General features: G+C 71.0%; 17 protein-coding genes and 2 pseudogenes. 6 read left to right on the forward strand and 13 right to left on the reverse strand.

Annotation, left to right across the window (positions count from 1 at the left end; translation table 11 throughout):
- Both ACIHCM_RS36950 and ACIHCM_RS36955 read left to right on the forward strand, forming a co-directional pair.
- On the forward strand, window positions 1–377 hold a 377-nt coding region (locus ACIHCM_RS36950), incomplete at its 5' end, for a CBS domain-containing protein (RefSeq protein WP_399906273.1).
- A gap of 331 nt (window positions 378–708) precedes the next feature.
- Window positions 709–954, forward strand: coding sequence for an acyl carrier protein (locus ACIHCM_RS36955; RefSeq protein WP_399906276.1), 246 nt, complete (start codon window positions 709–711; stop codon window positions 952–954).
- 25 nt (window positions 955–979) lie between these two features.
- On the opposite strand, the gene ACIHCM_RS36960 is transcribed toward ACIHCM_RS36955, so the two are convergent.
- Entirely contained in the window at window positions 980–1,102 is a 123-nt protein-coding gene (locus ACIHCM_RS36960; protein ID WP_399906279.1) for a hypothetical protein, read from the reverse strand.
- A gap of 92 nt (window positions 1,103–1,194) precedes the next feature.
- Window positions 1,195–2,103, reverse strand: a complete 909-nt coding sequence (locus ACIHCM_RS36965) for a universal stress protein (RefSeq protein WP_399906282.1) — start codon at window positions 2,101–2,103, stop codon at window positions 1,195–1,197.
- A 224-nt stretch (window positions 2,104–2,327) separates the two neighbouring features.
- Between ACIHCM_RS36965 and ACIHCM_RS36970 the strand changes: the two are divergent.
- Window positions 2,328–2,525: pseudogene (locus ACIHCM_RS36970) on the forward strand (response regulator transcription factor); the annotation flags it as partial.
- Between the two features lie 152 nt (window positions 2,526–2,677).
- Here ACIHCM_RS36970 and ACIHCM_RS36975 read toward each other — a convergent pair.
- Together ACIHCM_RS36975 and ACIHCM_RS36980 are read right to left on the reverse strand one after the other, a co-directional pair.
- The gene (locus tag ACIHCM_RS36975; protein WP_399906284.1) at window positions 2,678–5,251 is read right to left on the reverse strand and encodes a Pls/PosA family non-ribosomal peptide synthetase; all 2,574 of its coding nucleotides are present in this window, start codon (window positions 5,249–5,251) and stop codon (window positions 2,678–2,680) included.
- 386 nt (window positions 5,252–5,637) lie between these two features.
- On the reverse strand, window positions 5,638–6,195 hold the full coding sequence (locus tag ACIHCM_RS36980; RefSeq protein ID WP_399906287.1) for a YcxB family protein: 558 nt from the start codon (window positions 6,193–6,195) through the stop codon (window positions 5,638–5,640).
- Window positions 6,196–6,454: 259 nt separating this feature from the next.
- Here ACIHCM_RS36980 and ACIHCM_RS36985 point away from each other — a divergent pair, with 259 nt between their 5' ends.
- Both ACIHCM_RS36985 and ACIHCM_RS36990 read left to right on the forward strand, forming a co-directional pair.
- The gene (locus ACIHCM_RS36985; protein ID WP_399906290.1) at window positions 6,455–7,084 is read left to right on the forward strand and encodes an RNA polymerase sigma factor; all 630 of its coding nucleotides are present in this window, start codon (window positions 6,455–6,457) and stop codon (window positions 7,082–7,084) included.
- A 1,109-nt stretch (window positions 7,085–8,193) separates the two neighbouring features.
- Window positions 8,194–10,461, forward strand: coding sequence for an N-acetylmuramoyl-L-alanine amidase (locus ACIHCM_RS36990; RefSeq protein ID WP_399906318.1), 2,268 nt, complete (start codon window positions 8,194–8,196; stop codon window positions 10,459–10,461).
- Here the strand turns inward: ACIHCM_RS36990 and ACIHCM_RS36995 are convergent.
- From ACIHCM_RS36995 to sbnA, 9 genes and pseudogenes are all read right to left on the reverse strand, one after another.
- Window positions 10,454–11,137, reverse strand: coding sequence for a hypothetical protein (locus tag ACIHCM_RS36995; RefSeq protein ID WP_399906293.1), 684 nt, complete (start codon window positions 11,135–11,137; stop codon window positions 10,454–10,456). The two genes, ACIHCM_RS36990 and ACIHCM_RS36995, sit on opposite strands and share 8 nt — an antisense overlap.
- A gap of 121 nt (window positions 11,138–11,258) precedes the next feature.
- Complete coding sequence (locus tag ACIHCM_RS37000; protein WP_399906296.1) at window positions 11,259–13,652, reverse strand: glycoside hydrolase family 65 protein; 2,394 nt, start codon at window positions 13,650–13,652, stop codon at window positions 11,259–11,261.
- Window positions 13,649–14,395 (reverse strand): beta-phosphoglucomutase family hydrolase, encoded by a 747-nt coding sequence (locus tag ACIHCM_RS37005; protein ID WP_399906299.1) that lies wholly within the window; start codon window positions 14,393–14,395, stop codon window positions 13,649–13,651. The genes ACIHCM_RS37000 and ACIHCM_RS37005 overlap by 4 nt, the downstream gene beginning before the upstream one ends.
- Window positions 14,396–14,398: 3 nt before the next feature.
- Window positions 14,399–15,874 (reverse strand): glucose-6-phosphate dehydrogenase, encoded by a 1,476-nt coding sequence (zwf, locus tag ACIHCM_RS37010; protein WP_399906301.1) that lies wholly within the window; start codon window positions 15,872–15,874, stop codon window positions 14,399–14,401.
- A 176-nt stretch (window positions 15,875–16,050) separates the two neighbouring features.
- Window positions 16,051–17,013, reverse strand: a pseudogene (locus tag ACIHCM_RS37015) (hydroxyacid dehydrogenase); the annotation flags it as partial.
- Window positions 17,014–17,060: 47 nt separating this feature from the next.
- Window positions 17,061–18,602: an L-lactate permease gene (locus ACIHCM_RS37020; RefSeq protein WP_399906304.1), complete on the reverse strand. Its 1,542-nt coding sequence runs from the start codon at window positions 18,600–18,602 to the stop codon at window positions 17,061–17,063.
- Window positions 18,599–20,527, reverse strand: a complete 1,929-nt coding sequence (locus tag ACIHCM_RS37025) for an FAD/NAD(P)-binding protein (RefSeq protein ID WP_399906307.1) — start codon at window positions 20,525–20,527, stop codon at window positions 18,599–18,601. Before ACIHCM_RS37025 ends, ACIHCM_RS37020 begins: the two co-directional genes overlap by 4 nt.
- Window positions 20,528–20,529: 2 nt before the next feature.
- Entirely contained in the window at window positions 20,530–21,537 is a 1,008-nt protein-coding gene (gene sbnB, locus ACIHCM_RS37030) for a 2,3-diaminopropionate biosynthesis protein SbnB (protein WP_399906309.1), read from the reverse strand.
- 4 nt (window positions 21,538–21,541) lie between these two features.
- A complete protein-coding gene (gene sbnA, locus ACIHCM_RS37035; protein ID WP_399906312.1) occupies window positions 21,542–22,567 on the reverse strand; it encodes a 2,3-diaminopropionate biosynthesis protein SbnA in 1,026 nt (341 codons plus the stop codon).
- 180 nt (window positions 22,568–22,747) lie between these two features.
- Here sbnA and ACIHCM_RS37040 point away from each other — a divergent pair, with 180 nt between their 5' ends.
- Entirely contained in the window at window positions 22,748–23,152 is a 405-nt protein-coding gene (locus ACIHCM_RS37040; RefSeq protein WP_399906315.1) for a hypothetical protein, read from the forward strand.
- Window positions 23,153–23,322 lie beyond the last annotated feature (170 nt).

The raw sequence follows: 23,322 nt of genomic DNA on the forward strand, positions 1-23,322 counted from the left end.
CCGAGTGGAGCGTGGTGGAGGCCGCCCGCCTGATGGAGGCCCAGCACGTCAAACGGCTGCCCGTCGTGGACGAGACGGACCGGCTCCTGGGCATCATCAGCCGTGGCGACCTGCTGCGGATCTTCCTGCGCCGCGACGACGCCATCCGCGACGAGATCACGGAGGACGTGCTGCGACGCACAATGAGACTGGCTCCCTCGGAAGTGACGGTCGAGGTGCACGACGGGCGAGTCGACCTCAGCGGCTCGGTCGAGTTCAGAAGTCTGATCCCCGTCATCGAGCGACTCTGCCGGAGCGTCGACGGGGTGGTCCGGGTCTCCGAGCGTCTTTCGTACCGCACCGACGACGCCCGACGGTCTCCCACCACTGCCACCTGAGGGGGCCGTCGGAGCCGACGGCAGGGGACGCACGGGACCGCGACCGCTCGAGGCCGCCGGCGGAGCCTTCGGCCTCGAACGGAGGAAACGGGCACTGGCCTGCCGAACCCGGTACGTGGCCCGAAGACTGCCCCACCCGTCAGCCGGTGACCTCGACGCGGTGCGCCTTCCCCGTCACGCTCTGCCGCCTTCCCCGGTGGCCGGCTCCCCTCAAGCAGTGGCACCATGCCCGCCGCACGAGACTCTCGGCCGACCACCGGGCGACGAACGGTGCCGTCGGTGCCCGCTACCTCACGGCGGTCACCCGCCATCTGCAGAAACCGGAGCAGCTGTGAACCGAACCGAAGCACTGGACATGGTCAAGGCATCGATCACCGACGTCGTCCCCGACGCGGATGTCGCCGCGCTGGGGCCCGACGACGCGTTCCGCGACGCTCTCGAGATGGACTCGCTGGACTTCCTGAGCTTCGTCGAGCTGCTCAGCGGACGGTCCGGCGTGCGCATCGAGGACGAGGACACGACCCAGCTGTCCACGCTGTCCGGCAGCGCCGACTTCCTGATCGCCCACACGAGGTGACACGCGCCCCATGGACGACCACGGCTCAGCCCCCTTCGGTGTCGTCGACGCCAGCGACCACGTCGTCGATGGCCGGCACCGATGCCGTCAGTTCGGCGACAACGGCTTTGTCCGGTTTCTCTCTCCCGGCGACCAAGCCGTTCCCCACGGTGACCGGCTCCCGCTGCGAGTCCCTGGCACGGCAAGTGCCTGGCACGCCGCGCGGCTGGTCGACCGGACCATCGCCTCTTGGGTGGTGTGTCAGTCGTGGGCGACGACGGCGACGGGGGCCGTGGCGTGGTGCAGCACGGCATGCGTGACCGGACCGATGTGCATCCCGAACGGGTGGCGGCGGATCCGTCGGCCGACGACAACCAGCGAGGACCTGTGGGAGGCGTCTATCAGCTGGTCCGCGGGGCTTCCGGGACGGGACTCCTCACCGACGTCGACGGAGGGACACTTCTCCCGCCACACCAGCAATGCCTCGGTGAGCGCTACGGCCTTCGAGCGAACCAACTCCTCGTACCGTTCCAGGTCGACGGTCGGCCCGTTGGTTTCGAAGTACGGCGGCAGATGCCAGCCGGATACGACCCGAAGGCCGGTGTCACGCCGGGCAGCCTCGTCGAAGGCGAACTCGATCACCGAGGCATCGAGGTTGTCGATGTCGATACCGAGCACGACCGGCCGGTACCGCGTCGCGGCCGACGGTACGCCCGCCGGGTCCGTCTCGTGCTCGTCCGCCGCCTGCTCACCGGCCCGGACCAGGACCACGGGGCACTCGGCGTGCGCGACAACGGCCAGGCCGACCGAGCCGACCAGGAACCCGCCGATCCCGCTCAGGCCACGCGAGCCGAGGACGAGCAACTCGGCTCCCTTCGCGGCCTCGCACAGCACCTCGCTCGGGCGACCGGCACAATGCTCGGCGGTCACCTCGACACCGGGGTGACGCAGCCGGAGACCCTCGGCAGAATCGCGGGCAATCTCGTCGCTCCAGTGCTGCTGGGTCTCGGGGCCGAGCAGCGGAGCCTGTGCCATGGGCTCCGGCACCGGCTCCCACACGTGGAGGACCTTGACCGGCAGGCCGCGCAGCTTCGCCTCACGGGCAGCCCACTCGGCGGCGCCCCGGCTCTCGGGCGAGCCGTCGAGGCCGACGACGATCGTGCGCGTCATGGTCCCCCACCTCCCCAGTAACCGCTGATAGCTCAAGCGTGCCTACGCGAGCGATCGCCCTGGAAGGGCCACAGGTCCCCCGCAGGGACCGACCGGCCCCACCGCGGCCACCAGGCACGGCTGAAAGCGATCGGCACCTGGTGCGTCCGGCCTCGCGCGTCTCGCTCGCTGTCACGGGCAGTCCGCAGTCCGCCCTGCCGGCGTGCCGGGAACGAGGAGTCGAGATGACCGAGCCGCGCATGTTCACCGAGGAGCACCCGATCCGGGTCTTCCTGCGCGACGATCACGAGGTCGTGCGCCGCGGTCCGACGGACCTCCGGGATGCCGAACCCGGCGTCTCGGTGGTCGGGGACGCCGAGAACGTCGCGCACGCGCTCGCCCGGGGCCCCGCGCTCCGCCCCGACGTAGCCGTTCTCGACGTCGTGGCGTCGCCCAGATCCACGTCTTCCCACCGGAGTCCGCAGAATTCTGCCGACCGGAGGCCCTTCCTTGCGTGCCCTACACGGAATGGTCACGTGCTTGGCCACGTTCATGGACACCAGCCGACGCGTCGCGGCTCGATTCAGAGCGTCCCTCAGTCGGTTACGCTCTCGGTCTGGATACGGCCCGGGCGCTGCCCGGAAGGGACAGCGCGTTCGGTCCCGTGCCCGTCGACGGCCTCGGCCTCCTGGGCCGGGTTGCCGCTCCACTGCGCACAGGCGGGCACCTCCTCGCCCTTCATCAGGAAGGAATCGGCGGCGAGTTCGGCCCGGTCGCCCACGACGGTCCCGTAGTGGACGAACGCGCCGACCCCGAGGGTCACACCCGCGCCGATGGTGATCCGGTCGGACTTGAAGGCGCCGTCCTCCTGGGAGTGGCACTGGACGACCGTCCCGGCGTTGAGGGTGCATCCGTCGCCGATGCTGACGAGGGTCCGCTCGATCAGCGAGCAGCCGTCGTCGAAGACCCGGCGGCCGATCCTGACGCCCAGCAGCCGCCAGATCAGGGCCTTGAACGGGGTGCCGTTGAAGGCCTGCATGTACCGGTGAGTCGTCAGCTTCCAGAACCGCTCGTGCCGCCAGAAGGACGGGTCGTAGATCGAGCAGTACAGCGGCTTCAACGGCTGCCGGGCGGTGATGAACCGCTCGACCAAGGCGAAGAAGCCGACGGTGAACGACACGCTGACCAGACCGGCCACGGCGAACACCACCGCACCGAAGCGGTGGTAGAGGTCGACCGCGGCCATTGCGACGAGCGCGAGCACAAAGAAGTGGAACCAGTGCATCAGCAGGAACAAGCAGGCTGTCAGCGCGTTGTGCCGGTTCTTGGCGGCGAGCCGGCGGCGCAGCTCGTCACCCGTGGCGAGGTGGTCGAACCGACTGTCACGGAACACGGTCCGCGGGATCTCGAAGCTGGGTGAGCCCAGCAGGCCGACGCCCTCGCGGACGGGCCCGTCGACGGGGACCATGACCTTCGTCGCGAGCAGGCAGTTGTCGCCGATCCGGGCCCGAGCGGGATAGGCGATGTTGTTCCCGAGGAAGCTGTTCGTCCCGATCTCGGCCCCGGAGTACCGGAAGGACGCGCTGGAGAAGTCGGCGTTGATGACAGACAGGCCGTCGGCCACCATGGTGCCGGTGCCCACATGGGTCAGGTACGGGGTGTCGTGTTTGACGAGCGAGCCGAAGTTCGACCCTGTCTGCCGCACCCGGCGCAGGTCGTATCCGACAGACCGCAGATAGTGCACGATCGCTGAGCTGTCGCCGAACAGCAGGACGAGGAACCTGATGTTGGTCAGCCTCATGACTGCCCGCTGGATGCTGTGGTGAAAGCCGCACAGGTGATAGACCCTGCCCGGCTTTATCGCCATGGACAGCAGGCGAGGCATCGTGCTCACCATGACGAGCAGCGCGAGCAGACCACCGAGGAAGGCCATCTGCGAAGCGAGAAGCGCCTCGAGGAAGAACTGCCAGCTCGTGAAAGTCAGCGGTCCGGCCGTCACCACCGCGTTCAGCTGCGGCACTGCGGTCAGCACCATCGTGATGCCTGCCAGCGTCAGCGGGAGGTACACCAGCAGCACGACCAGCAGTTCCCACAGTCCGTAGAGGAACCGGCGCAGGGTTCCGCACGGCGCAGGCTCGACGGCCCGGAAATCGGTGCTCGTCGGCCGGGCCGGCGTCCCGTGCCAGGACTCACCGGCGGGCACCGACTGCCCGGAATGCAGCGAGGAAGCGTGCCCCAGCTGGGCACCGTCGCCCATCGACGTCCCGATGTCGACGACAGTCTGCTCGCCGATCGTCACGTCGGCGCCGAGCGTGACCGGGCCCGTCTCGATCCAGCCGTCATGCGCCCGATAGCCCGACATGAACACGTCCTTGCGGACGACCGTGCCCTCGCCTATGGAGATCAGATCGGCGCAGACAGGGACGTTGCGCGTGAGGATCGTGACGCCTCCGCCGATGCGCGCGCCGAGAGCCCTCAGGAACACCACGTACAGCGGTGATCCCGTGAACAGGCGCACCGGACTGATGCGTATGAGGGTTCTGACACACCAGAAACGCAGATAGCCAAGGCTCCACACGGGGACCCTGCGGGCGGTGAAACGGCCGATGACCGTCCACTTGGCCACGACGGGCAGCGCACAGAGCACCAGGAACCCGGCCGCTCCGAAGAGGACGGCCCGCAGATACGCGCCGGCCACGCCTGAAGCGGCCTCGATCCACTCGTAGCCGCGGATGGCGGCCACGGCACCCGCGCAGGTGAAGCCGAGGAACACCAGCAACTGCATCGCGCCGCACAGCACGTGGTGCCACGCACCCGTCGGCGCTGTTTCCGATTCACCGGCCGAGGCGTCAGCCTGCGCCGGAGGAGTCGGCGACGGCCTCGCCGACTCCGGCGAAGCGGTGTCCGAGAGCGAGGCCGCCAGACTCTGGATCGTGGAGTGACGGTAGATGTCCTTCATCGACACCGGGGGCAGATCGTCCCGCTTCCGCACCCGCGCACAGAACTGCGCCATCACCAGCGAATCCGCACCCAGATCCGTGAAGAAGTGACCCTCGACGGGCACCCGCTCCACAAGCAGCACCCCCGCCAGCACCTCCGCCAGCCGCGCCTCGGTGCCGGCCGTTGCCGAATGCGAGTCGCCGGTGTCCTCAAGGCCGTCGTAGATCATGAGAGCTCCCTCGGGGGCATCCCGGCCTGCGCCAGGGCTTCCGCAACCGACGTTGCGAGGGAATTGACCGCGCGAACACTGCCTGATCGGCCTCTGCCACTCAGAGCAACGTCACATAAGGTTTAATCCGGACTTAACGTACCATCCCAAGACAGACGCATTCACCGCCGAATGGCGAGTTGCTGCACGCCTGTCCGCGGAGGAATCCGGCCGGTCGACGGGGGCCTTTTTGAATGAGCGAAAAGCAAATGTCTGCACGGATTCTCGCCGGCCCACGCAGATCCGCTGTCCGGGATCGCTCAACAGCCCAAGCGCCAGATGTATCGATCACGAGGCTTGTCGGCGCCGGCCGGGCTTGATCACGGCGAAGACCCCGTGTTCACACGTCAGACGCGGGTGGAGTGCCGGTCCAGGAGGGCACGCAGCCGGTCGACGTCGTCGACCGTGCTCAGCCCGTGCTTGGGCAGGACTTCGAGGCACATGATGTTGGGATCCCGGCTGAGCAGGACGAAGTGGGCATGCGTCTCCCGGTAGCCCTGGAGGACCGACCACTTCTGGATGAGGGTGCTGTGGTCGCTGCTGGTGGTGATGCCGGCCGGGGACACAGTGGTGCGGTACTCGCCCTGCCATCCGACGATCCGCTGGACATGGGCGGCCTGCAGGCGCGGATAGCCGGCCACCACCAGGACGACGAGCAGGAACAACACGGTGGAGACCACGTCGGCACTTCCGCGGTTCACGGTGCCCACCAGCCATTGCCCCACCCACAAGGTGAGGAACACGCTCCGCAGCAGCAGCCCCCACCGCATGATCCGCTGCCGGACCCGCAGACCGGCCAATGTATCGGCGGGCTGCGGGCGGTACACCAGCCGCACCGCCGCTTCCTCCGCGGCATCAGTGGCGCTCTCCGCGCTGCTGCTGGTGACCTTACGACCCTCGGCCATGATCCCTCCCCGGTGTGACGACCCGCGGATGTTACCGGCCACCTCATTGCCGCAAAGCTCTGCCGAGCACGGCGTGCCCCACGCGCGGCGAGGTTTCCGAAGCAAGCCCCCACAACGGTCCAAAGGCTGCTCGAACGCGTCACAACCGACCAGGCATGCACCCGCCAGGGCGTGACGTTCTGTTCGCTGCTGGCGCTGGCATGGACGGGGGACGCACGTGGGCACTCCGGTGCCGTGACAGTGGAACGAAGAGGGACGCGTGGCAGAGGGTGGGGACCGCGGGCGCAAGCCAGAGGCGTACGACGAGGAACTCGGAGAGGCAGTGACGCGAGCGCAGAGCGGTGACGAGGCTGCCTTTTCGAGGGCGTACCAACTTGTTCAGCCGCCCCTGCTGAGGTATCTGCGTGGAATGGTCGCCGAGGACGCCGAGGACGTGGCTTCCGACGCATGGCTGGAGATCGCGCGCGACCTGAGCCGTTTTCGCGGCGACGGAGCCGGTTTTCGGGCTTGGACGGCAAGCATCGCGCGCCACCGGGCCATCGATCACCTCCGCCGGCTCAAGAGCCGTCCTCGCGCCACCTATCTGGACAATGACCTCGTCGACCATCCGGCTCGACAGGACACCGCCTCCGAGGCATTCGAGACGCTCGCCACCGAGCGGGCCCTCGCGTTGATCGCCACGCTTCCTCGCCGGCAGGCAGAGGCCATACTCCTCCAGACTGTGATCGGCCTCGACGGAGCCTCCGCGGCGCGCGTCCTGGGCACACGACCCGGCGCAGTCCGCTCCGCCGTGCACCGCGGCCTGAGACGGCTCGCCGGACAGCTCGCGGCACCCAGCAGCGAGCATGTGACGGATTCCGGCTCCCAGCCGCTGGGAGATGCAAGATGACCGCCGAGCGAGATGGAGACGCTGTGAGCCCCGGGGAGGATCGGCGGCCGGCGACACTGGACGACGTCCTGGCCGCCGCCGCGCACACGGCATCCGCTGCCCCAGAAACGCCTGAGCACATTCTGGCCGCGTTCCGTGCGGCTCGTGACGAACAGACCGTGGACCTCCCCACCCGTCCGGTCGATGACTGGCGTCCTGTCGAGCGGTCACCACGCAGGCGCTGGTTCAAGGTCGGCGCCTGTGCTCTCGTCGGCGGATTCCTGTTGGGCGGAGTGGCCGTGGCGACGGGAGGGTTCCCCGTGCCCTCCGAGGGAGCCTCTTCGTCACCTTCGAGTCGGGCATCGGTGTCCACGCCCCTTCCATCACCGCATGTGACCGAACCCGGTAGCGGAGCCGACCCATCCACTCCACCCGCGTCGGGCGGCGAGACCACCCCCGGACGACCGGTCACGGCCAAGGATCAGTTGGCTCACTGCCAGGCGTACGAGAAGCGGGTACGCAAGGGTGCCGCCGCCGAGAGCGCCATGCAGCAGCGTCTTGGAGAAGCGGCAGGGGGTCCCGCGGAAGTGGCCTCGTACTGCGCCGGGGTACTGGCTCGGTCGACGCGCACGCCGACGGCCAAGTCGCCCGAGGGGAGAAAGCACGAGCCCAAGGTGCAGGAGGAGTCGAAGGAGCAGCGGAAGAACCCAGTCGGCCAAGGTAGGCCTTCGTCGTGAAAGTGGGCGCGAGGCGCTGACGAAGCGTCTACCGGCGGGGGTATTCAGGCCTGAGGGGCTCGCACACCGGAGGCGGTCCGGTCGCACCGCAACGCTCGCCGACGCTCGCGCGAACGGCCTGGCCCCGGCGCTGTCGTGCGACAGGATCAACGGGGCCTTCCGCCCGCGCCGGACCGTCTGCTCGGGCACCGTCGGGCAGGACAACCTCTCAGTGATCTGTGTCACTGGTGTCTGTTTTCGCGTGATGTCAATCGGTCGGCGTGCGCTGGGTCGTGCGGGCCGTCCTGTGAGGGGTGTGCCTCATGTGACTTTTCGTCTGTGGCCGTTGCCGGCCTTCTGTGGGGTGGATACATCGTGAGTCGTCGCACGTCGCATGCGTACAGACCACTGAGCCTGAAACGGCGCACGTGGCTGACGCTCGCAGCCGTGGTCGTAGGGGGCGCAGGCGTGGTGACGTACGCCGTTGCCAGCCCCAAGGACCCCAGTGCGCAGGGCCGGGCCAAGCGGCCGGTGAAGGTCTACGACCTCACGCTGCAGGGAGCCGCGGGAGGCAAGCGTGAGCTGCCGCGTACGGACACGGAGCAGTTCTCTCTGGTGGGTGTCTCCTGGACGGGCGCACTCAAGGGCCTCGACGGGACGGCGCAGCTCCGCACGCGTGGCCTGGAAAGCGGTGAGTGGAGTGCCTGGCGGGACCTGGAAGTGAACGTCGACCCGCCGGAGAAGCCCGAGGCCGGGATGCGCGGCGCGTCCGAGCCCCTGTGGGTCGGCCCCTCGAACGGTGTCGAGGCCCGGATCGTGCACGCGGACGGCACCACGGGCGCGCTGCCCAAGGGGCTGAAGGTCAACCTGGTCGACCCCGGTGTGGTGACCGACGCCGAGATGCGGGCGACCGAACCGGCCGCGTTCGTCGCCGAGGGGAGCAGCCCGCCGGCCACTCCCACCGAATCCACCAGTCCCGCCGACGATCCGACCGCGACTCCGACGGACGGACCGACCGAGACGCCCCCGGCACCGAGCGACCCCACCTCCCCCGAGCCGACCGACACCACGGCCACGGCGACGCCCACCGAATCGGCGTCACCCTCGACTTCGGCGAGCGCGTCCCCGAGCCCGTCGGCCACGACGCCGTCCGCGCCGCCGTCGACCGTGCCCAGGCCGCCGATCACCTCGCGTGCCGGCTGGGGCGCGGACGAGTCGCTCAGCCCCGATCCGTCCGAGTACAACTCCGACGTGAAGGCCGTCTTCGTCCACCACACCACCGGCGCCAACGACTACTCCTGCGCCGAGTCGGCGTCCCTCGTGCGCGGCATCTACGCCTACCACACGAAGGTCAGCGGCTGGAACGACGTCGGCTACAACTTCATCGTCGACAAGTGCGGCACCGTCTTCGAGGGCCGCAAGGGCGGTGTGGACCTGCCGGTGCTCGGCGCCCACACCTACGGCTGGAACCGTGAGTCCACCGGCATCGCGGTGCTCGGCGAGCACACCTCCATCGGCGCCTCGAACGCCGCGCTGGCCTCCGTCGCCCGCGTGGCGTCCTGGAAGCTCGGCCAGTACGGCGCCGACCCCGCCGGCACCGTCCAGCTCGACGCCGGAGCGACCCAGAAGAACTACACCGGCACCAGCTTCACCGCGGGGACCAGGTACACGTTCAACCGGATCTCCGGCCACCGCGACGCGTTCAACACCGAGTGCCCCGGCAACTCCCTCTACCCCCAGCTGCCGACCATCCGCAACTGGGCCGCCGGCCCCGTTCAGGGCCTGAAGGTGGCCTCGGTCGGCGGTGCGGGCCAGTCCGGCTCGACGTACTACACCAAGGGAGCCATCAGCGTGAAGTGGACGGCCACCACCCCGTCCTCGCTCATCAAGAACTTCCAGGTGCTGGTCGACGGGAAGGCCGTCGCCACCACCTCCGCAACGGCCACCTCCGCGAACACGACCCTGGCTCTGGGCAGCCACACCGTCGCGGTGCGGGCGGTGCACCAGTCCGGCAAGACGTCGACCACCGCCGCGCTGAACATCGTTGCGGAGACGACCGCGCCGACCTTCACCACCACGCCGAAGCTCTCCCTGCGCACCGGCACGGTCAACACCACCGCTGTTCCGGTCACCCTCACCTGGAAGGCCGCCGACGACAAGGCGCTGCGCGAGGTGAAGCTGGTGTCCCCGACGGCCGCCACCTTCGGGCCTGCCACCACCGCCTCCCACCGCACCGCCAACTCCGGTACGGCCGCCACCTGGTCGATGCAGGCCTTCGACTACGCCGGCAACTACCGCACCGCCTCCGCCCCCTACACACCGGTGATCCTCCAGGAGACCTCAGCTGTCAAGTCCGGTAGCTGGACGACCCGGTCCTCCACCAGCTACCTGGGCGGCAAGTCCTACTCCAGTGGCTCCAAGGGCGCCGCCCTCACCTGGACCTTCACCGGCCGCTCCGCCTCATGGGTGGTCTCCCGAGCCTCCACCTCCGGCCAGGCCCACGTCTACGTCGACGGCGTCAAGGTCAGCACGGTCGACCTGAAGTCGTCCACCACGCTCTACCGACAGGCGATCTGGACCAAGACCTGGTCCAGCAGCGCCAAGCACACCGTCAAGATCGTCGTGGCCGGAACCAGCGGCCGACCCACCATCACCACCGACGGCCTCGTCCACATCAAGTAACCACCAGCCTGCCGCATCGGGGTCCTGCCCCGATGCGGCCGCGGCCGACGACGGTGACCTGGTCGGCGCCGCAGTGCTGGGAGGCGTGGGGCCTCTCCGGACGTTTCCCGCTCCGGATCGGGACTGCCTTCGGCGCCCCCGTCACGCCCTCCCGCCGATGTCGTCCGCGCGGGAGAACGAAGCGGGCCCTGCCGTCGTGCACGCGGTACAGGAACGCGCCGCCGTCCTCGGCGGCCTCGAAAGTACTGGCCACCAGCGTCGAAGCTGACGCGGCGGGTGATGCCCTGCCAGGGGCGGCGCAGCAGTTCCGAGCGGAGGGCCGAGCGGCCGTCGGCGCCGGCGCGGCGCCGTGGCGGTCGCGGTGGGCGGCTGCGAAGGCTCTGGTGCGGGAATCGACGGCGGCGTCGGTGTACCCGGTGCCGACCATCCAGCCCTCGGCCTCGGTGAGGAAGCGCCCGGCGGCCACGTGTTCGCCCGTGACGCGGGCGCCCCGGTGGCCGGCGTCCCGCAGGGCGCGGGCGCAGGCGGCGGCGCGGTCGGGGCGGATGCCCGCGAACAGGACCGCGTCGTCCGGACGCCCGGCGACGCGCCGGGCGACGCCGGTGAAGTTGCCGTCGCCTCCGGGAGCACGAACCCCCTTGTCAGGCCAGCAGCAGCGTTCCGGCCGCTGCGGCAACGGCTCGTCTCCACCCGGACATGCCCATGCCCCGGCCCCCTACGTACGGGTGTTCCCCTCGCCAGCAGTGTGACGTACGGGGGCGTCCACGGGGTAGCAACTGGGTTGAATCCGCGATGACTCAGGCGCTGCCGGCCTCTCCCGGACCGGTCGGCCCGCGGCGCAGCGGCTCGCGGCCGCGGGGCTGCTCGGGCTCCGGTCGTGAGGGGGCGGGCGGGACGGCACGCGTGGACGGCTCGGCGGCCGTGACGGTGAGCCGTTCGCCGTGGTGCAGCAGTTCCAGGGGCTCGCCCTCCAGCAGGACGTAGCGTGCCGTGTCCCGGCCGATCTCGACGCGCAGCCCGCGGCCCCGGATCAGCACGGTGAAGGCGAGCCGGGTCAGCTGCTCCGGGAGGCGGGGTGCGAACCCGACCATCGGCTCGCCGGCGCCGGCACCGCCGTACTGGCGCATGCCACCCAGACCCACGACCAGCGCGACCCAGGTCCCCGCGAGGGAGGCGATGTGCAGCCCGTCCCGGGTGTTGTGCTCCAGGTCCTGAAGGTCCATCAGGGCCGCCTCCCCCACGTAGTCCCAGGCGAGCCGGAGGTGCCCGGTCTCCGCGGCCAGGACGGCCTGGCAGCAGGCGGAGAGGGAGGAGTCCCGGACGGTGAGGGCCTCGTAATAGGCGAAGTTGCGGGCCTTCTCCTCCGCGGTGAAGGCGTCGGGGCAGGTGAACATGGCCAGGACGAGATCGGCCTGCTTGACGACCTGTTTGCGGTACAGGTCGAAATAGGGGAAGTGCAGCAGCAGCGGGTACTTCTCCGGCTCCGTCGCCTCGAAGTCCCAGCGCTCAAGGGTGGTGAACCCGGCCGACTGCTCGTGCACGCCGAGCTGTTCGTTGTACGGCACGGCCATGCGGTCCGCGGCGTCCTGCCAGGCGGCGGCCTCCTCGGCCGAGGCGCCCAGTTCCGCCGCCTCGTCCGGGAACCGCCGCACGCAGGCCGCGGCCGCCCACAGGTTCCGGCGGGCCATCAAGTTGGTGTAGAGGTTGTCGCGGGCGATGGCGCTGTACTCGTCCGGCCCCGTGACCCCGTCGATGTGGAAGACGCCCCCGGCGTCCCGGCGGCCCAGTGAGTGCCACAGGCGGGCGGTGTGCACGAGGAGCTCCAGGCCCGGTCCACGCACGAACTGCTCGTCCCCCGTGGCGGCCACGTACCGGACCACCGCGTGGGCGATGTCGGCGTCGACGTGGAAGGCGGCCGTGCCGGCGGGCCAGTAGGCGGAGCACTCCGCGCCGTTGATGGTCCGCCAGGGGAACGCAGCCCCCTCCAGACCGAGCGTGCGGGCCCGCTCCAGCGCCGCGGGCAGGGTCTCGTGCCGCCAGCGCAGGGCCGCGGCCACGGCGTGCGGAGCCGTGAAGGTCAGGACGGGAAACACGAACGACTCCGAGTCCCAGAACGCGTGCCCGTCGTAGCCCGTGCCCGTCAAGCCCTTGGCCGGTACGGCACGGCGCTCGGCGCGCGCCGCCGCCTGCAGCACGTGGAACAGCGCGAAGCGTACGGCCTGCTGGATCTGCTCGTCGCCGTCCACCTCGACATCCGCCCGGGACCAGAAGTCGTCGAGGTACTCCCGCTGTTCGGCGAGCAGGCCCTCCCAGCCGGAGCTGCGGGCGGTCGCGACCGCGCCCTCCACCTGGTCGCGGACGGCGGGCAGCGACCGCTCGGCCGACCAGCCGTGCGCCACGAACTTGACGAGCCTGAGCCGCTGCCCGGGGGCCAGCGTGGCGGTGACGGTGAGTCGGCTGACGTCGGGCTCGCTCTCGGCCGACCAGCACGTGCCCTCGGGCCCCTGCACGAGGTGGTCGGCCGCGACGCCCACCCGCTGTCCGCTGTGACCGGTGCAGTGCAGCAGGCGCAGCCGGGTGCCCCGGGCGAAGTCCTCCTCCGCGCGCAGCGGTGTGTCGATCACGGCGGCGACCCGGGGGTCGCCAGAGGTGCGGGGAAGCTGTTCGTTGGCGACCAGTTCCGACTGGACGGCCACGGTGATCGGCGTGTCGAGCGGCTCCACCAGGTACTCCACCGCGGCGATCGCCCGCTGGGTGAAGGACACCAGGCGGCGGGAGACGACACGGGCCGCCGTCCCGGCGGGGCTGATCCATTCGGCGGTCCTGCTCAGCAGACCGGTCCGGAAGTCCAGCACGCGCTCATGGTGGACGAGTTCGCCGTAGCGCAGGTCGAACGGCTCGTCGTCGACCAGCAGGCGGATGATCTTGCCGTCGGTGACGTTGACGGCGGTCTCGCCGGACTCGGGATAGCCGTAGCCGCCCTCGCCGTACGGCAGGGGGTGCACCTCGTGGACGCCGTTCAGGTACGCGCCGGGCAGCCCGTGCGGTTCGCCCTCGTCGAGGTTGCCGCGCCAGCCGACATGGCCGTTGGCCAGGGCGAACACGGACTCGCTCTGGGCGAGGACGTCGAGGCTCAGTTCGGTCTCGCGCAGGGACCAGGGCTCGCAGCCGAAGGCCGGATGGGTGATCACCGCGGTTCCTCCAGCAGCTGGGCGAGGTCGGTCACGACGAGGTCCGCCCCGTGCCGGCGCAGTTCCGCAGCCTGGCCGACCCGGTCGACACCGACGACGACACCGAAGTGACCGGCGTGTCCCGCCTCCACGCCCGCCAGGGCGTCCTCGAACACGGCCGCCGCGGCGGGTTCGACGCCGAGCAGGCGGGCACCGGCGAGATAGGTGTCGGGGGCGGGCTTGCCCCGCAGCCCCTGCTCGCGCCGGGTGATGCCGTCCACGCGCTCCTCCAGGAGGTCCTCGATTCCTGCGGCGACCAGCACGTCACGGCAGTTGGCGCTGGAGGAGACGACGGCGCGCCGCAGACCGGCGTCCCGGGCAGCCCGCAGAAAGGCGACCGAGCCCTCGTACGGCTCGACCCCCTGCTCGCGGATCATGCGGAGCACCAGCTCGTTCTTGCGGTTGCCCACGCCGTGCACGGTCTGGCGGTCCGGCCCGTCGTCGGGTGCCCCCTCGGGCAGTTCGATGCCGCGCGAGGCGAGAAAGGTGCGGACCCCGTCCTCGCGGGGGCGGCCGTCCACGTAGTCGTCGTAGTCCTGGCCGGCGTCGAAGGGCACGTAGGTGCCGCCCGCCAGGTCGGCGCGCCGGCGCAGGAACGCGTCGAAGGTCTCCTTCCAGGCGGCGGCGTGGACCTTGGCGGTCTGTGTCAGCACACCGTCGAGGTCGAACAGACAGGCCCGGATGTGATCGGGGAGGCCCAGCACGACTCACCGCCCGTCCGGCAGGTACCACTGGTGGGGCCGGACGAGCCGGTGGACGCTCTCCGGCCCCCAGGACCCCCTGGGATACGGTTCGACCGGCGGCGGGTCCTTCAGCAGGGGCTCGGCGACCTCCCACAGGCGGTCGATGCCCTCCGCGCTGGTGAACAGGGACTGGTCGCCCAGCATGGCCTCCAGGATGAGGTGCTCGTAGGCCTCAAGGGCGTGGTCCTGGACGAAGGAACCGGCGTAGTCGAAGACCATCTCGGTCTGTCCCAGCCGCATCTCGGGTCCGGGTTCCTTCGCCAGGAAACGCGCGGTGATGCTGCCGGGGTCGTCGAAGTCGATCGCGAGCGAGTCGCAGCCGGTGGCGGCGCCGCCGTGGGCGGCCGCCGGGAACATGCGCAGGGGGGGCTGCCGGAAGGTGAGGGTGACCATGTGCCGTCCCTCGGCCAGCGCCTTGCCCGAACGGAGGTAGAAGGGCACCCCGGCCCAGCGCCAGTTGTCGATCTCGACGCGGAGCGCGGCGAAGGTCTCGGTGTCGGACGCGGGGGCCACTCCCTGCTCGCCGCGGTAGCCCTCGTACTGGCCGCGCACCACATGTGCCGGGTCCAGAAGGCGCAGACTGCGGAAGACCTTGTTCTTCTCCTCCCGCAGGGAGCGCGCGTCGAGCGCCGCCGGGGGTTCCATCGCAACGAAGCCGAGCAGCTGGAAGAGGTGGGTGACGATCATGTCCCGGAAGGTGCCGGTGCCCTCGAAGAACCGGGCGCGGCCCTGGATGTCGATGCTCTCCGGCACGTCGATCTGGACATGGCTGATGTGATCGCGGTTCCAGACCGGCTCGAACATCCCGTTGGCGAAGCGCAGGGCCAGGATGTTGTCGACGGACTCCTTGCCCAGGAAGTGGTCGATGCGGAACACCCGTGACTCGTCGAAGACGGCGTGCAGGGTGTCGTTCAGGGTGCGGGCCGAGGCGAGGTCGGTGCCGAACGGCTTCTCCACGATGACCCGGGCCCCGTCCGACAGCCCCGACGCGCCGAGCATCGTGACGACGGAGCCGAAGGCGGCCGGCGGCACGGCCAGATGGAACAGCCGCCGGGGGCTGCCGCCGACAGCACGCTCGGCCTCCCGTACGGCGGCCTGGAGCGGGGCCGTGTCGCCGGGGTCGGCGGCGCCGAAGGACAGTGCGTCCTCGAACGCCTGCCACTGGTCCCCTTCGGGTGCCGCCCGGCCGAACTGGGCGACGGCCTGCCGGGCGTGCTCGCGGAACTCCGCTTCGCCGGGAGCGCCGGCGGCGGGTGCCGTACCGACGATGCGGTACCGGGCGGGCAGCAGGCCGGCCTTGGCCAGATGGAACAGCCCGGGCAGCAGCTTGCGCCGCGCGAGGTCGCCGGTGGCCCCGCAGATGACGATCACGTGATCGTCGGGCAGCCGCCCGGCCGCGGCGAGGGAGCGGGCTACGTCGTGCCCGTCGTCAGTGGCCATGGTGTGCTTCCCCGTCCTCGCCGACGCAACATCCTGCACAGCACGCTAACGGCGACGGGCGGAGTCGGCCGGGTGGGAATGCTCCAGGCGGGGGCCGGTGAGGGTGGGCCCGGGGCCGGGGGCCGCCCCGGGCCCGGGCACGCGGATCAGTGGGCGGCCGCCGCGGTCAGGGGGCGCGGCAGCAGGTCGTCGAGGATGCGGGCGGGGCTGTTCGCCGCGTCGGGAACCGGCTGACCGGCGAGGGCGCGCAGCACGGAGGCGGCGACGGTGGTGCCCGCCCTCTCCTGGGCCTCCGCGGTGCTCGCGCCGAGGTGGGGCGTGGTGATGACGTTGTCGAGGCCCAGCAGCGGCGAGTCGGTGCAGGGTTCGTCGGCGTAGACGTCGAGGGCGGCGCCCGCGATCTGCCCGGTGGTCACCGCGGTGTGCAGGGCCGCCTCGTCGACGATGCCCCCGCGCGCGACGTTGACGAAGTAGGCGCCGGGCCTGGCCCGGCCCAGCTCCGCCGCGCCGATCAGGCCCGTGGTCTCGGGCGTCCTCGGCAGGTGGACCGTCACGAAGTCGGACCGCTCCAGGAGTTCGTCCAGGGTGACCAGGGGCACCGTGCCGTCCGCGTCCGGCACATAGGGGTCGTGGGCGAGGACGTTCATGTCGAAGGCCCGCATGCGGGTGGCCACCAGACGGCCGATGCGGCCGAGGCCCACGATGCCGAGGGTCTTGCCGGCGAGCTCGGTGCCGGTGAACCGGCCGCGCTGCCAGGAGCCCCCGCGCAGCGCGCCGTCGGCCTGGGGCAGGTTGCGGGCGACGGCCAGGATGAGGGCGCAGGTCATCTCGGCGGCGCTGACGACGTTCGCGGCCGGTGCGTTCACCACCAGCACGCCGGCGGCCGTGGCGGCGGGGATGTCGACGTTGTCGAGGCCGACGCCGGCGCGCCCGATGACCTTCAGGCGGCGGGCGGCGCCGATCACCTCGGCGTCCGCCTGCGTGCTGCTGCGGATCAGGAGCGCGTCGGCGTCGGCGACGGCGGCCAGGAGTGCGGCGCGGTCGGTGCCGTCGCAGTGGCGGACCTCGACGCCGGTGCCGAGTGCGTCCAAGGTGGCGGGCGACAGCCGGTCGGCTATCAGGACGAGGGGCCTGGACATGGGGTGCCTTTCTGGGCGGAGACGGGCGGCTCGGCGGTGGTGGTCGGTCAGCGCCACAGCAGGGCGATGACGCCGAGGACCAGGAACACCGCGGCGTGGACGGAGAGCACGGTGCGCAGCACCCGCCCGGTGTCCACGGCGGCCGGGTCGGTGTGCGTGCTGATCGCGGGGGCTTCCACGACGACGGTGGTGCCCGTGGTGGCGGGGGTCGCGCGGCCGCTCGCCGGTGCGGCCCGCCGGTCGGGTCGTGCGGGGCCCGGGGAGCTGGTCGCGAGCTCGGCGGCCAGGACGATGCGGGCCACCGAGCCCCCGGAGGCCAGGGCGGCGCTGACGTTCTGGATGCCGACGAGCTGCAGCGCCGGGTACCCGAGGGCGTGGGCGGTGGCGCCCTGGCTGGCGGCGAACATGGCGTTGGCGCCGGTGTTGGAGCCGGCCAGGAAGCCGCCGGCCGCGCCGATCCAAGGGGCGAGCAGGAGGTAGGCGGAGCCGAGGGAGGCGCAGGCTTCGGCGATCTCACGGCTCATGCCGGTGACCGTCAGCAGGGTGCCGAGGATCAGGAAGAGCGCGGTGGTGAGGGTGACCTGCCACCAGCGGAGGGTGGCGGTGCGGACCGCGGCGGACAGGACGGCGTCCCGGGTGCCGAGCAGGCGCGGAGTGAAGGCGCAGGTGAGCAGCAACCAGCCGGCGGGTCCCGCGATCACGGTCCACCAGCCTTCCTCGATACCGGCCGCCATCAGGGCGACCCGCCCGAGGAGCAGGCCGGCGACGAGGAAGGCGTACGGGGCCAGGGCCCGGCCGACCGGCTCGGGGGGTGTGCCGCCGGTGGCGGGGGGTCCCCCGACGCGGGACACGAGCAGCAGCACGGCGATGGTGGCGAGGCCGCCGAGGACGCCGGCGAGCGGGACGCCGACATAGGTGTTGACCGCCCAGACCGTGAGCCACAAGGTGCCCGTGGCAAGCAGTAGTTCGCCGCCGGAGGAGAGCACCCGGCGCGGGCCGGAGGCGACGGCGAGGGCCGCGGCGCCGCAGATCAGGAAGACGGGAGCGGACAGCAGGGCCGAGACGACACCGAGCTCCTGGAAGTCGACTCCGCCGAGCTCCGCGGACACCAGGGTGCCGGGGGCGAGGGAGCCCCACGGCACCGTGACCAGGCCCAGCAGTCCCACCACGGCGGCCTTGGCGGGAGTGAGGCCGAGTTGGCGCAGCAGCGGGATGGCGACGACGACGCCGATGCCGAAGCCGGTGAGCGACTCGGCGAAGGGGGTGACGCCGAAGACGATGAGCATCACGGCACGGCTGCGTGTGCTGCACGCCCCGCCGAGGCGGCTGCCGAGGCGGCTCTGGGCTCCGGTGCGGGACATCAGCTCGCTGAGCAGGATGCCGCCGAACAGGATTCCCGCGAGCTCGACGAGCGTGGGCAGCATGTGCAGTTGCGCCTCGCCCAGCTCGGCCAGGGGGGTCCGGAACGCGGTGGCGGTCAGGACGGCTGCGGCGCCCAGTGCCGCCAGGGCCGCGTACAGGGCGCGGACCCTGACGGCGAGCAGGCCGAGGGTGGTCAGGATGGGCAGGGTGGCGAGGAAGGCGTTCACAGGGGGGCCTCGGTGGTGGTGTGCGGTGGGTACCCGGGGGCGGCGGTGTCGAGCAGGGCCCGCACGCAGCGGTCCGCGTCCAGCAGGGCGCGTGAGATGCCGCCGGGCGAGGGGACGTAGTGGTTGTAGAACGTGGCTCCCTCGCAGAGCGGGCCGAGGATCCATACACGCCGGTCCACGGTGCCGTCGCGGCCCACGGGGTGCTGCTCCGGGGTGATGTCCACGCCGCGGCTGCTGCTCGCCCGGGCGCGGTGGCGGCGGATGCGGCCGCTGTCACGCAGCTGGGTGAGCAGGGCGCTGCCGGTGTGGTCCACGTCGGGCTGGCCCGAGGTGGCGTGGCACAGCCAGTCGGCGTGGGTGGTGTACCGCTGGGTGAGGCGGGTCGAGGACAGGCGCCAGGCGCCGGCGCTCTCGTCCCAGGTCACCTCGGGTTCCGGTCCCAGGGGGACCTCCACCACTCCGGCGTGGATCAGGGCGAGGAGCTCGCCGTGCCGCTCCCGTTGCGGGCCGGTCACGGCACGGTTGAGCACCGCGGTGAAGGCCCCGTAGAACTCGTCGTGCGACTTCTCGTCCAGGCCGCCGAAGTCGACGGCGTGGCGCAGGACGTCCCGCTGGTCGCGCAGCACCTCGAGGGCGGACTTGAGGGGACTGGCGCCCAGGCCCTTGGCGGCCTCGGCGAGGTCGGCCCGCAGCGCGGCGGTGTACTGGTCACGGTAGTCCGCGCTGTCCGCCGGAGTCCGCAGGGCGGGGAACAGGATCCGTTCGGGCACGAACTGGCCGTGTGTCCGGCGGTGTTCGGCGTCCAGGCGGTCCAGCGTGGCGTCCAGGGTGTGCTCGCGGGCGGCGGTCCGCAGCGCCTCTTCGGTGGCGCGTGCGGCCGTGTCGCCGTCGAGGGCGGCGCAGCGACGGTGGAACGCCACGCGCATCTCGGCGCACACGAGCGGTACGAGGTCGCCGTGCAGGCTCAGGGTGCCGTCGGTGGAGCCGGCCCGGAGCCGGTCGACGTTCTCCTCGGTGAGGACCAGCGGCGGGAACGCGCCGTCGCGGTCGGCGGCGGGGCGGGCCCGGAACGGCAGTCCGGTGCGGGAGAACAGGACGATCCGCGGTTCGCGCCCGCTCGGTACGTACACGCCCTGCGGAGTGTGGCGTCCGCCCCTGCCCAGGGTGAGTGCGGCCAGGGCGTCCATGCCCGACAGGCCGGTACCGGCCAGCGCGACGGTGTGCTCCGGCCCCACCCCCGCGAACTGCTCCGCCGGCGGGTAGGGCGAGCGGATCCTGCGGTGCTCCCCGGGCGCCTGCGGGGCCGCCGGCAGCGGGGTGTGGCCGGTGGTGAGGAAGACGTACCGGCTGCGCAGCACCGTCCCGTTGTCGAGGGTGACGACCCTCAGGTCGTCGGTGTCGCCTTCGGTGAGGGAGACGGCCGTCGCCGGGTGCAGGCGGATGTTGAGGTGGGAGGGTGCCCGGTCCAGGGTGCGTTGCAGGAACCAGGACAGGTACTCCCCCAGGATGCGGCGTGGCAGGTAGTCGTCGGGGCGTATCTCGCGGCCCTCGTCCCCCAGCGTGAAGCCGTCCCCGGCGAGGCGGAGGCCGCGCTCGCGCACCCATGCGTACAGGCTGGGCCCGTGGTCTGCGAGGGCGGGGCCCACGGTCGCCTCCTCGGGGAACAGCGACACCTGGCTGCACACGGTGTTGAGCAGCAGGTAGTCGGGCTGGTCCAGGGTGTGCAGGCCGGTGCCGTCGCAGGCCGGGTCGACGAGGTCGACCGTGACGGGGCGCTGCTCCGCTTCCGGGCGCGAGGCCAGGGTGACGAGGCGCTCGACGACGCCGACGCCGCGGGAGCCGAGTCCGACGACACAGACGCTGAGGGCGGGTGACGTGGCATGCGGGCGCCACGGGGCGGTGCGCGAGGTGTGCGTGGGGTTCACGGCTACCACCGCCGGGTTTCGCCGAAGAAGTCCGGGATCTCGACGGCCTCGCCGGACTCCCGCGCGCTGCGGTGGACCAGGCTGCCGACCGCGAGATCGAGGACGCCGAGGCCGAACGGCGAGAAGATCACCGGGCGGTCGGTGGCGATCTCGACCTGGCCGCGGATGACCTGGGCCAAGGTGCCGTCGACGAAGTCGCGGTGACCGTACTTCTGCTCCGCGAGGTGCGGCGAGGTGTTGGCGGTCATGCAGTGGCCGATGTCGTCGAGTATGTTCTGCGCGCCGACGACGATCTCGGGGCCGATGTCGCGCAGCGAGATGTTCAGGACGGTCTGGCCGGGGGTGAAGAAGTCCTCGTCCAGCACGTAGGGCTCGCCGGCGGTGGTGGCGAACACGACCAGGTCCGCACCTCGCACCGCCGTCCGCAGGTCCGCCTCGATGTGCGCCGCGTAGCCGAGTTCTGCGGTGGCGTACTCGGTGAAGGCCTGCGCGTAGGCGGGGACCTGGTCGTGGATGACGAGGTCGCCGAAGTCCCACTCCTGGGCCTTGAAGAACTCCAGGATGTTGCGGGCGATGATGCCGGCGCCGACGACCGTCACGCGCGCCGCGGTGCGCCTGCCGGTGAGCTCCTCGGCCGCCAGGACCGCCGAGGCGGCGGTGCGGGCCGCGCTGATCTGGGAGGCCTCCAGGCATGCGAACGGGTACCCGGTCGCGTAGTCGTTGAGGAGCAGGGCCGCGGAGGCGCGGGGCACCTTGTTCTCGATGTTGCCGGGGAAGCTGCTGATCCACTTGATGCCGGCCACGTCGTACTCGCCGCCGAGATAGGCGGGCAGGGCGATGATCCGGCTGTCGGGCTTGTCGGGGAAGCGCAGGAAGTAGCTGTTGGGGTTGACCGAGTCGCCGTCCTCGTGCGCGAGGTAGGTGGCCCGCACCTCCTCCACGATCTGCTTCCTGCTGCGGCCGATGATGTCGCGGGCGGTCTTTCCGCCGATGACGCTGAACTCGAACATGGTTCTATCCCTTCGCTGCGAAGGCGGCGGTGCGCCCGTGGTCGTTGTCACCGGCGGTGCCGGTGCGGGAGAGGCTCGGGTACGAGTCGAGCCGGCCGAACCGCTCGTAGACCCATACGTCGTCGTAGATCGTGTCGAGGTAGCGGTCGCCGTTGTCGGGAGCGATGGCGACGACCAGGCTGCCCGGCTCCAGGCGGTCGCCGGTGCGCTCGACGGCGGCCAGTACCGAACCGGTCGAGCCGCCCAGGGCGATGCCGCGTTCGGCGGCGAGCCGGCGGCACATCCGCACGGCCTCGAACTCCGGGACCAGGATGGCCTCGTCGACCCGTCCCGAGCGGAAGATCTCGGGGCGCCGGCTGGTGCCGAGCCCGGGGATGTGCCGCTTTCCGGGCGGCGCGCCGAACGTCACCGAACCCACCGAGTCGACGGCGACGATCCGGGTGTGCGGGGAGTGCTCGCGGAAGTAGTCGGTGCACCCCATGAGCGTTCCGGTGGTGCCGGCGCCGATGTACAGGTGGTCGACCGTCCAGCCCTGCCGGGCGATGGCGGCCGCGGTGCGCTCGTAATGGGCGCGCGGATTGGCGGGGTTGGCGTACTGGTTCGGCCACACCAGCGAGGCGTCCTCACGGAGCCGCTGGTGGATGTAGTCGATCCGGGTCTGCAAGTACCCCCCGTTGGCGTCGCGTTCGGTGACCACCACGACGTCCGCGCCGAACGCCTCCATCAGGCCGACGCTCTGGCGGGAGGTGTTGGGGTCGACGACACAGGTGAAGGCGTAACCACGGGCGGCGCAGACCGAGCTGAGCGCGATGCCGAGGTTTCCGGAGGACGACTCGATGACCCGCCCTCCGGGCCGCAGCCGGCCCTTGCGCTCCGCGTCCTCGATGAGACCGATCGCGGCCTTGATCTTGATGGAGCCGGCTGGATTGAGGCCTTCGATTTTCAACTTCAGATCGATGTGCGGAAAGAATCCGTCCAGATCCAGGAAGACACTGTCCAGCACCAGTTCATGAGCATTCCGATAGAGCATCGGACCCCCGTCCTTCCCAACAGCGGATTCCTCGACTCTGCCGCCCTCGTGGCGGAGCCGCCCGAACAGCGCCGCGCACTTTGTCACTTGTGGGGCGAGTCTCCGGGCGGAGACCGGGGAACGTGGTGGAATGTCGTGGTCCGAAGAGCAATCGCCGTGGAGGCTGAAAGCGTGGATGACATGGACGCACCGGACAGCGGAATTCTCCTCTTCCGCAACACCATGCGCATCACCGAAGGGCATCTCGACGCCTATCGGGAAGCCACCGACCGGGCGGTGCGGTTCGTGGAACAGCACGGTCCACAGGTCATGGTGGAGGTGTTCATCGACGAGCAGAAGCTGCTCGCGCACAGCTTCCAGCTGTACCGCGACTCCGATTCGGTCCGAGCGCACTGGAAGATGTCCGAACCGTACATCCGGGAAGTGATGAAGCACTGCCGGGTGGAACGCTTCGAGGTGTTCGGAGAACCCGATGCCGAGGTGGCGGCGGGCGTGCGGGGTTCGCTCGACGACGAGGTCTCCCCCTCGTTCGCGTCGCGCTTCACGGGATTCATGCGATTCGACGCGTTGCGTTCCGGGCAGTAACGAGCGCCGGTCTTCCGCATCGGCCCCAGCAGAGCCGCCCCGGCCGCGTGTGCGCTGCGGCCGGGGGTTCTCCTCGCGTCTGTCGCGGGGTTCAGCCGACGACGGTCCAGGTGTCGCCGCCGGCGAGGAGTGCGGCGAGGTCGCCCTTGCCGCTCTGTTCGACGGCGGCG

This window comes from Streptomyces sp. NPDC052023 (assembly GCF_044548465.1).
Classification (GTDB): domain Bacteria; phylum Actinomycetota; class Actinomycetes; order Streptomycetales; family Streptomycetaceae; genus Streptomyces.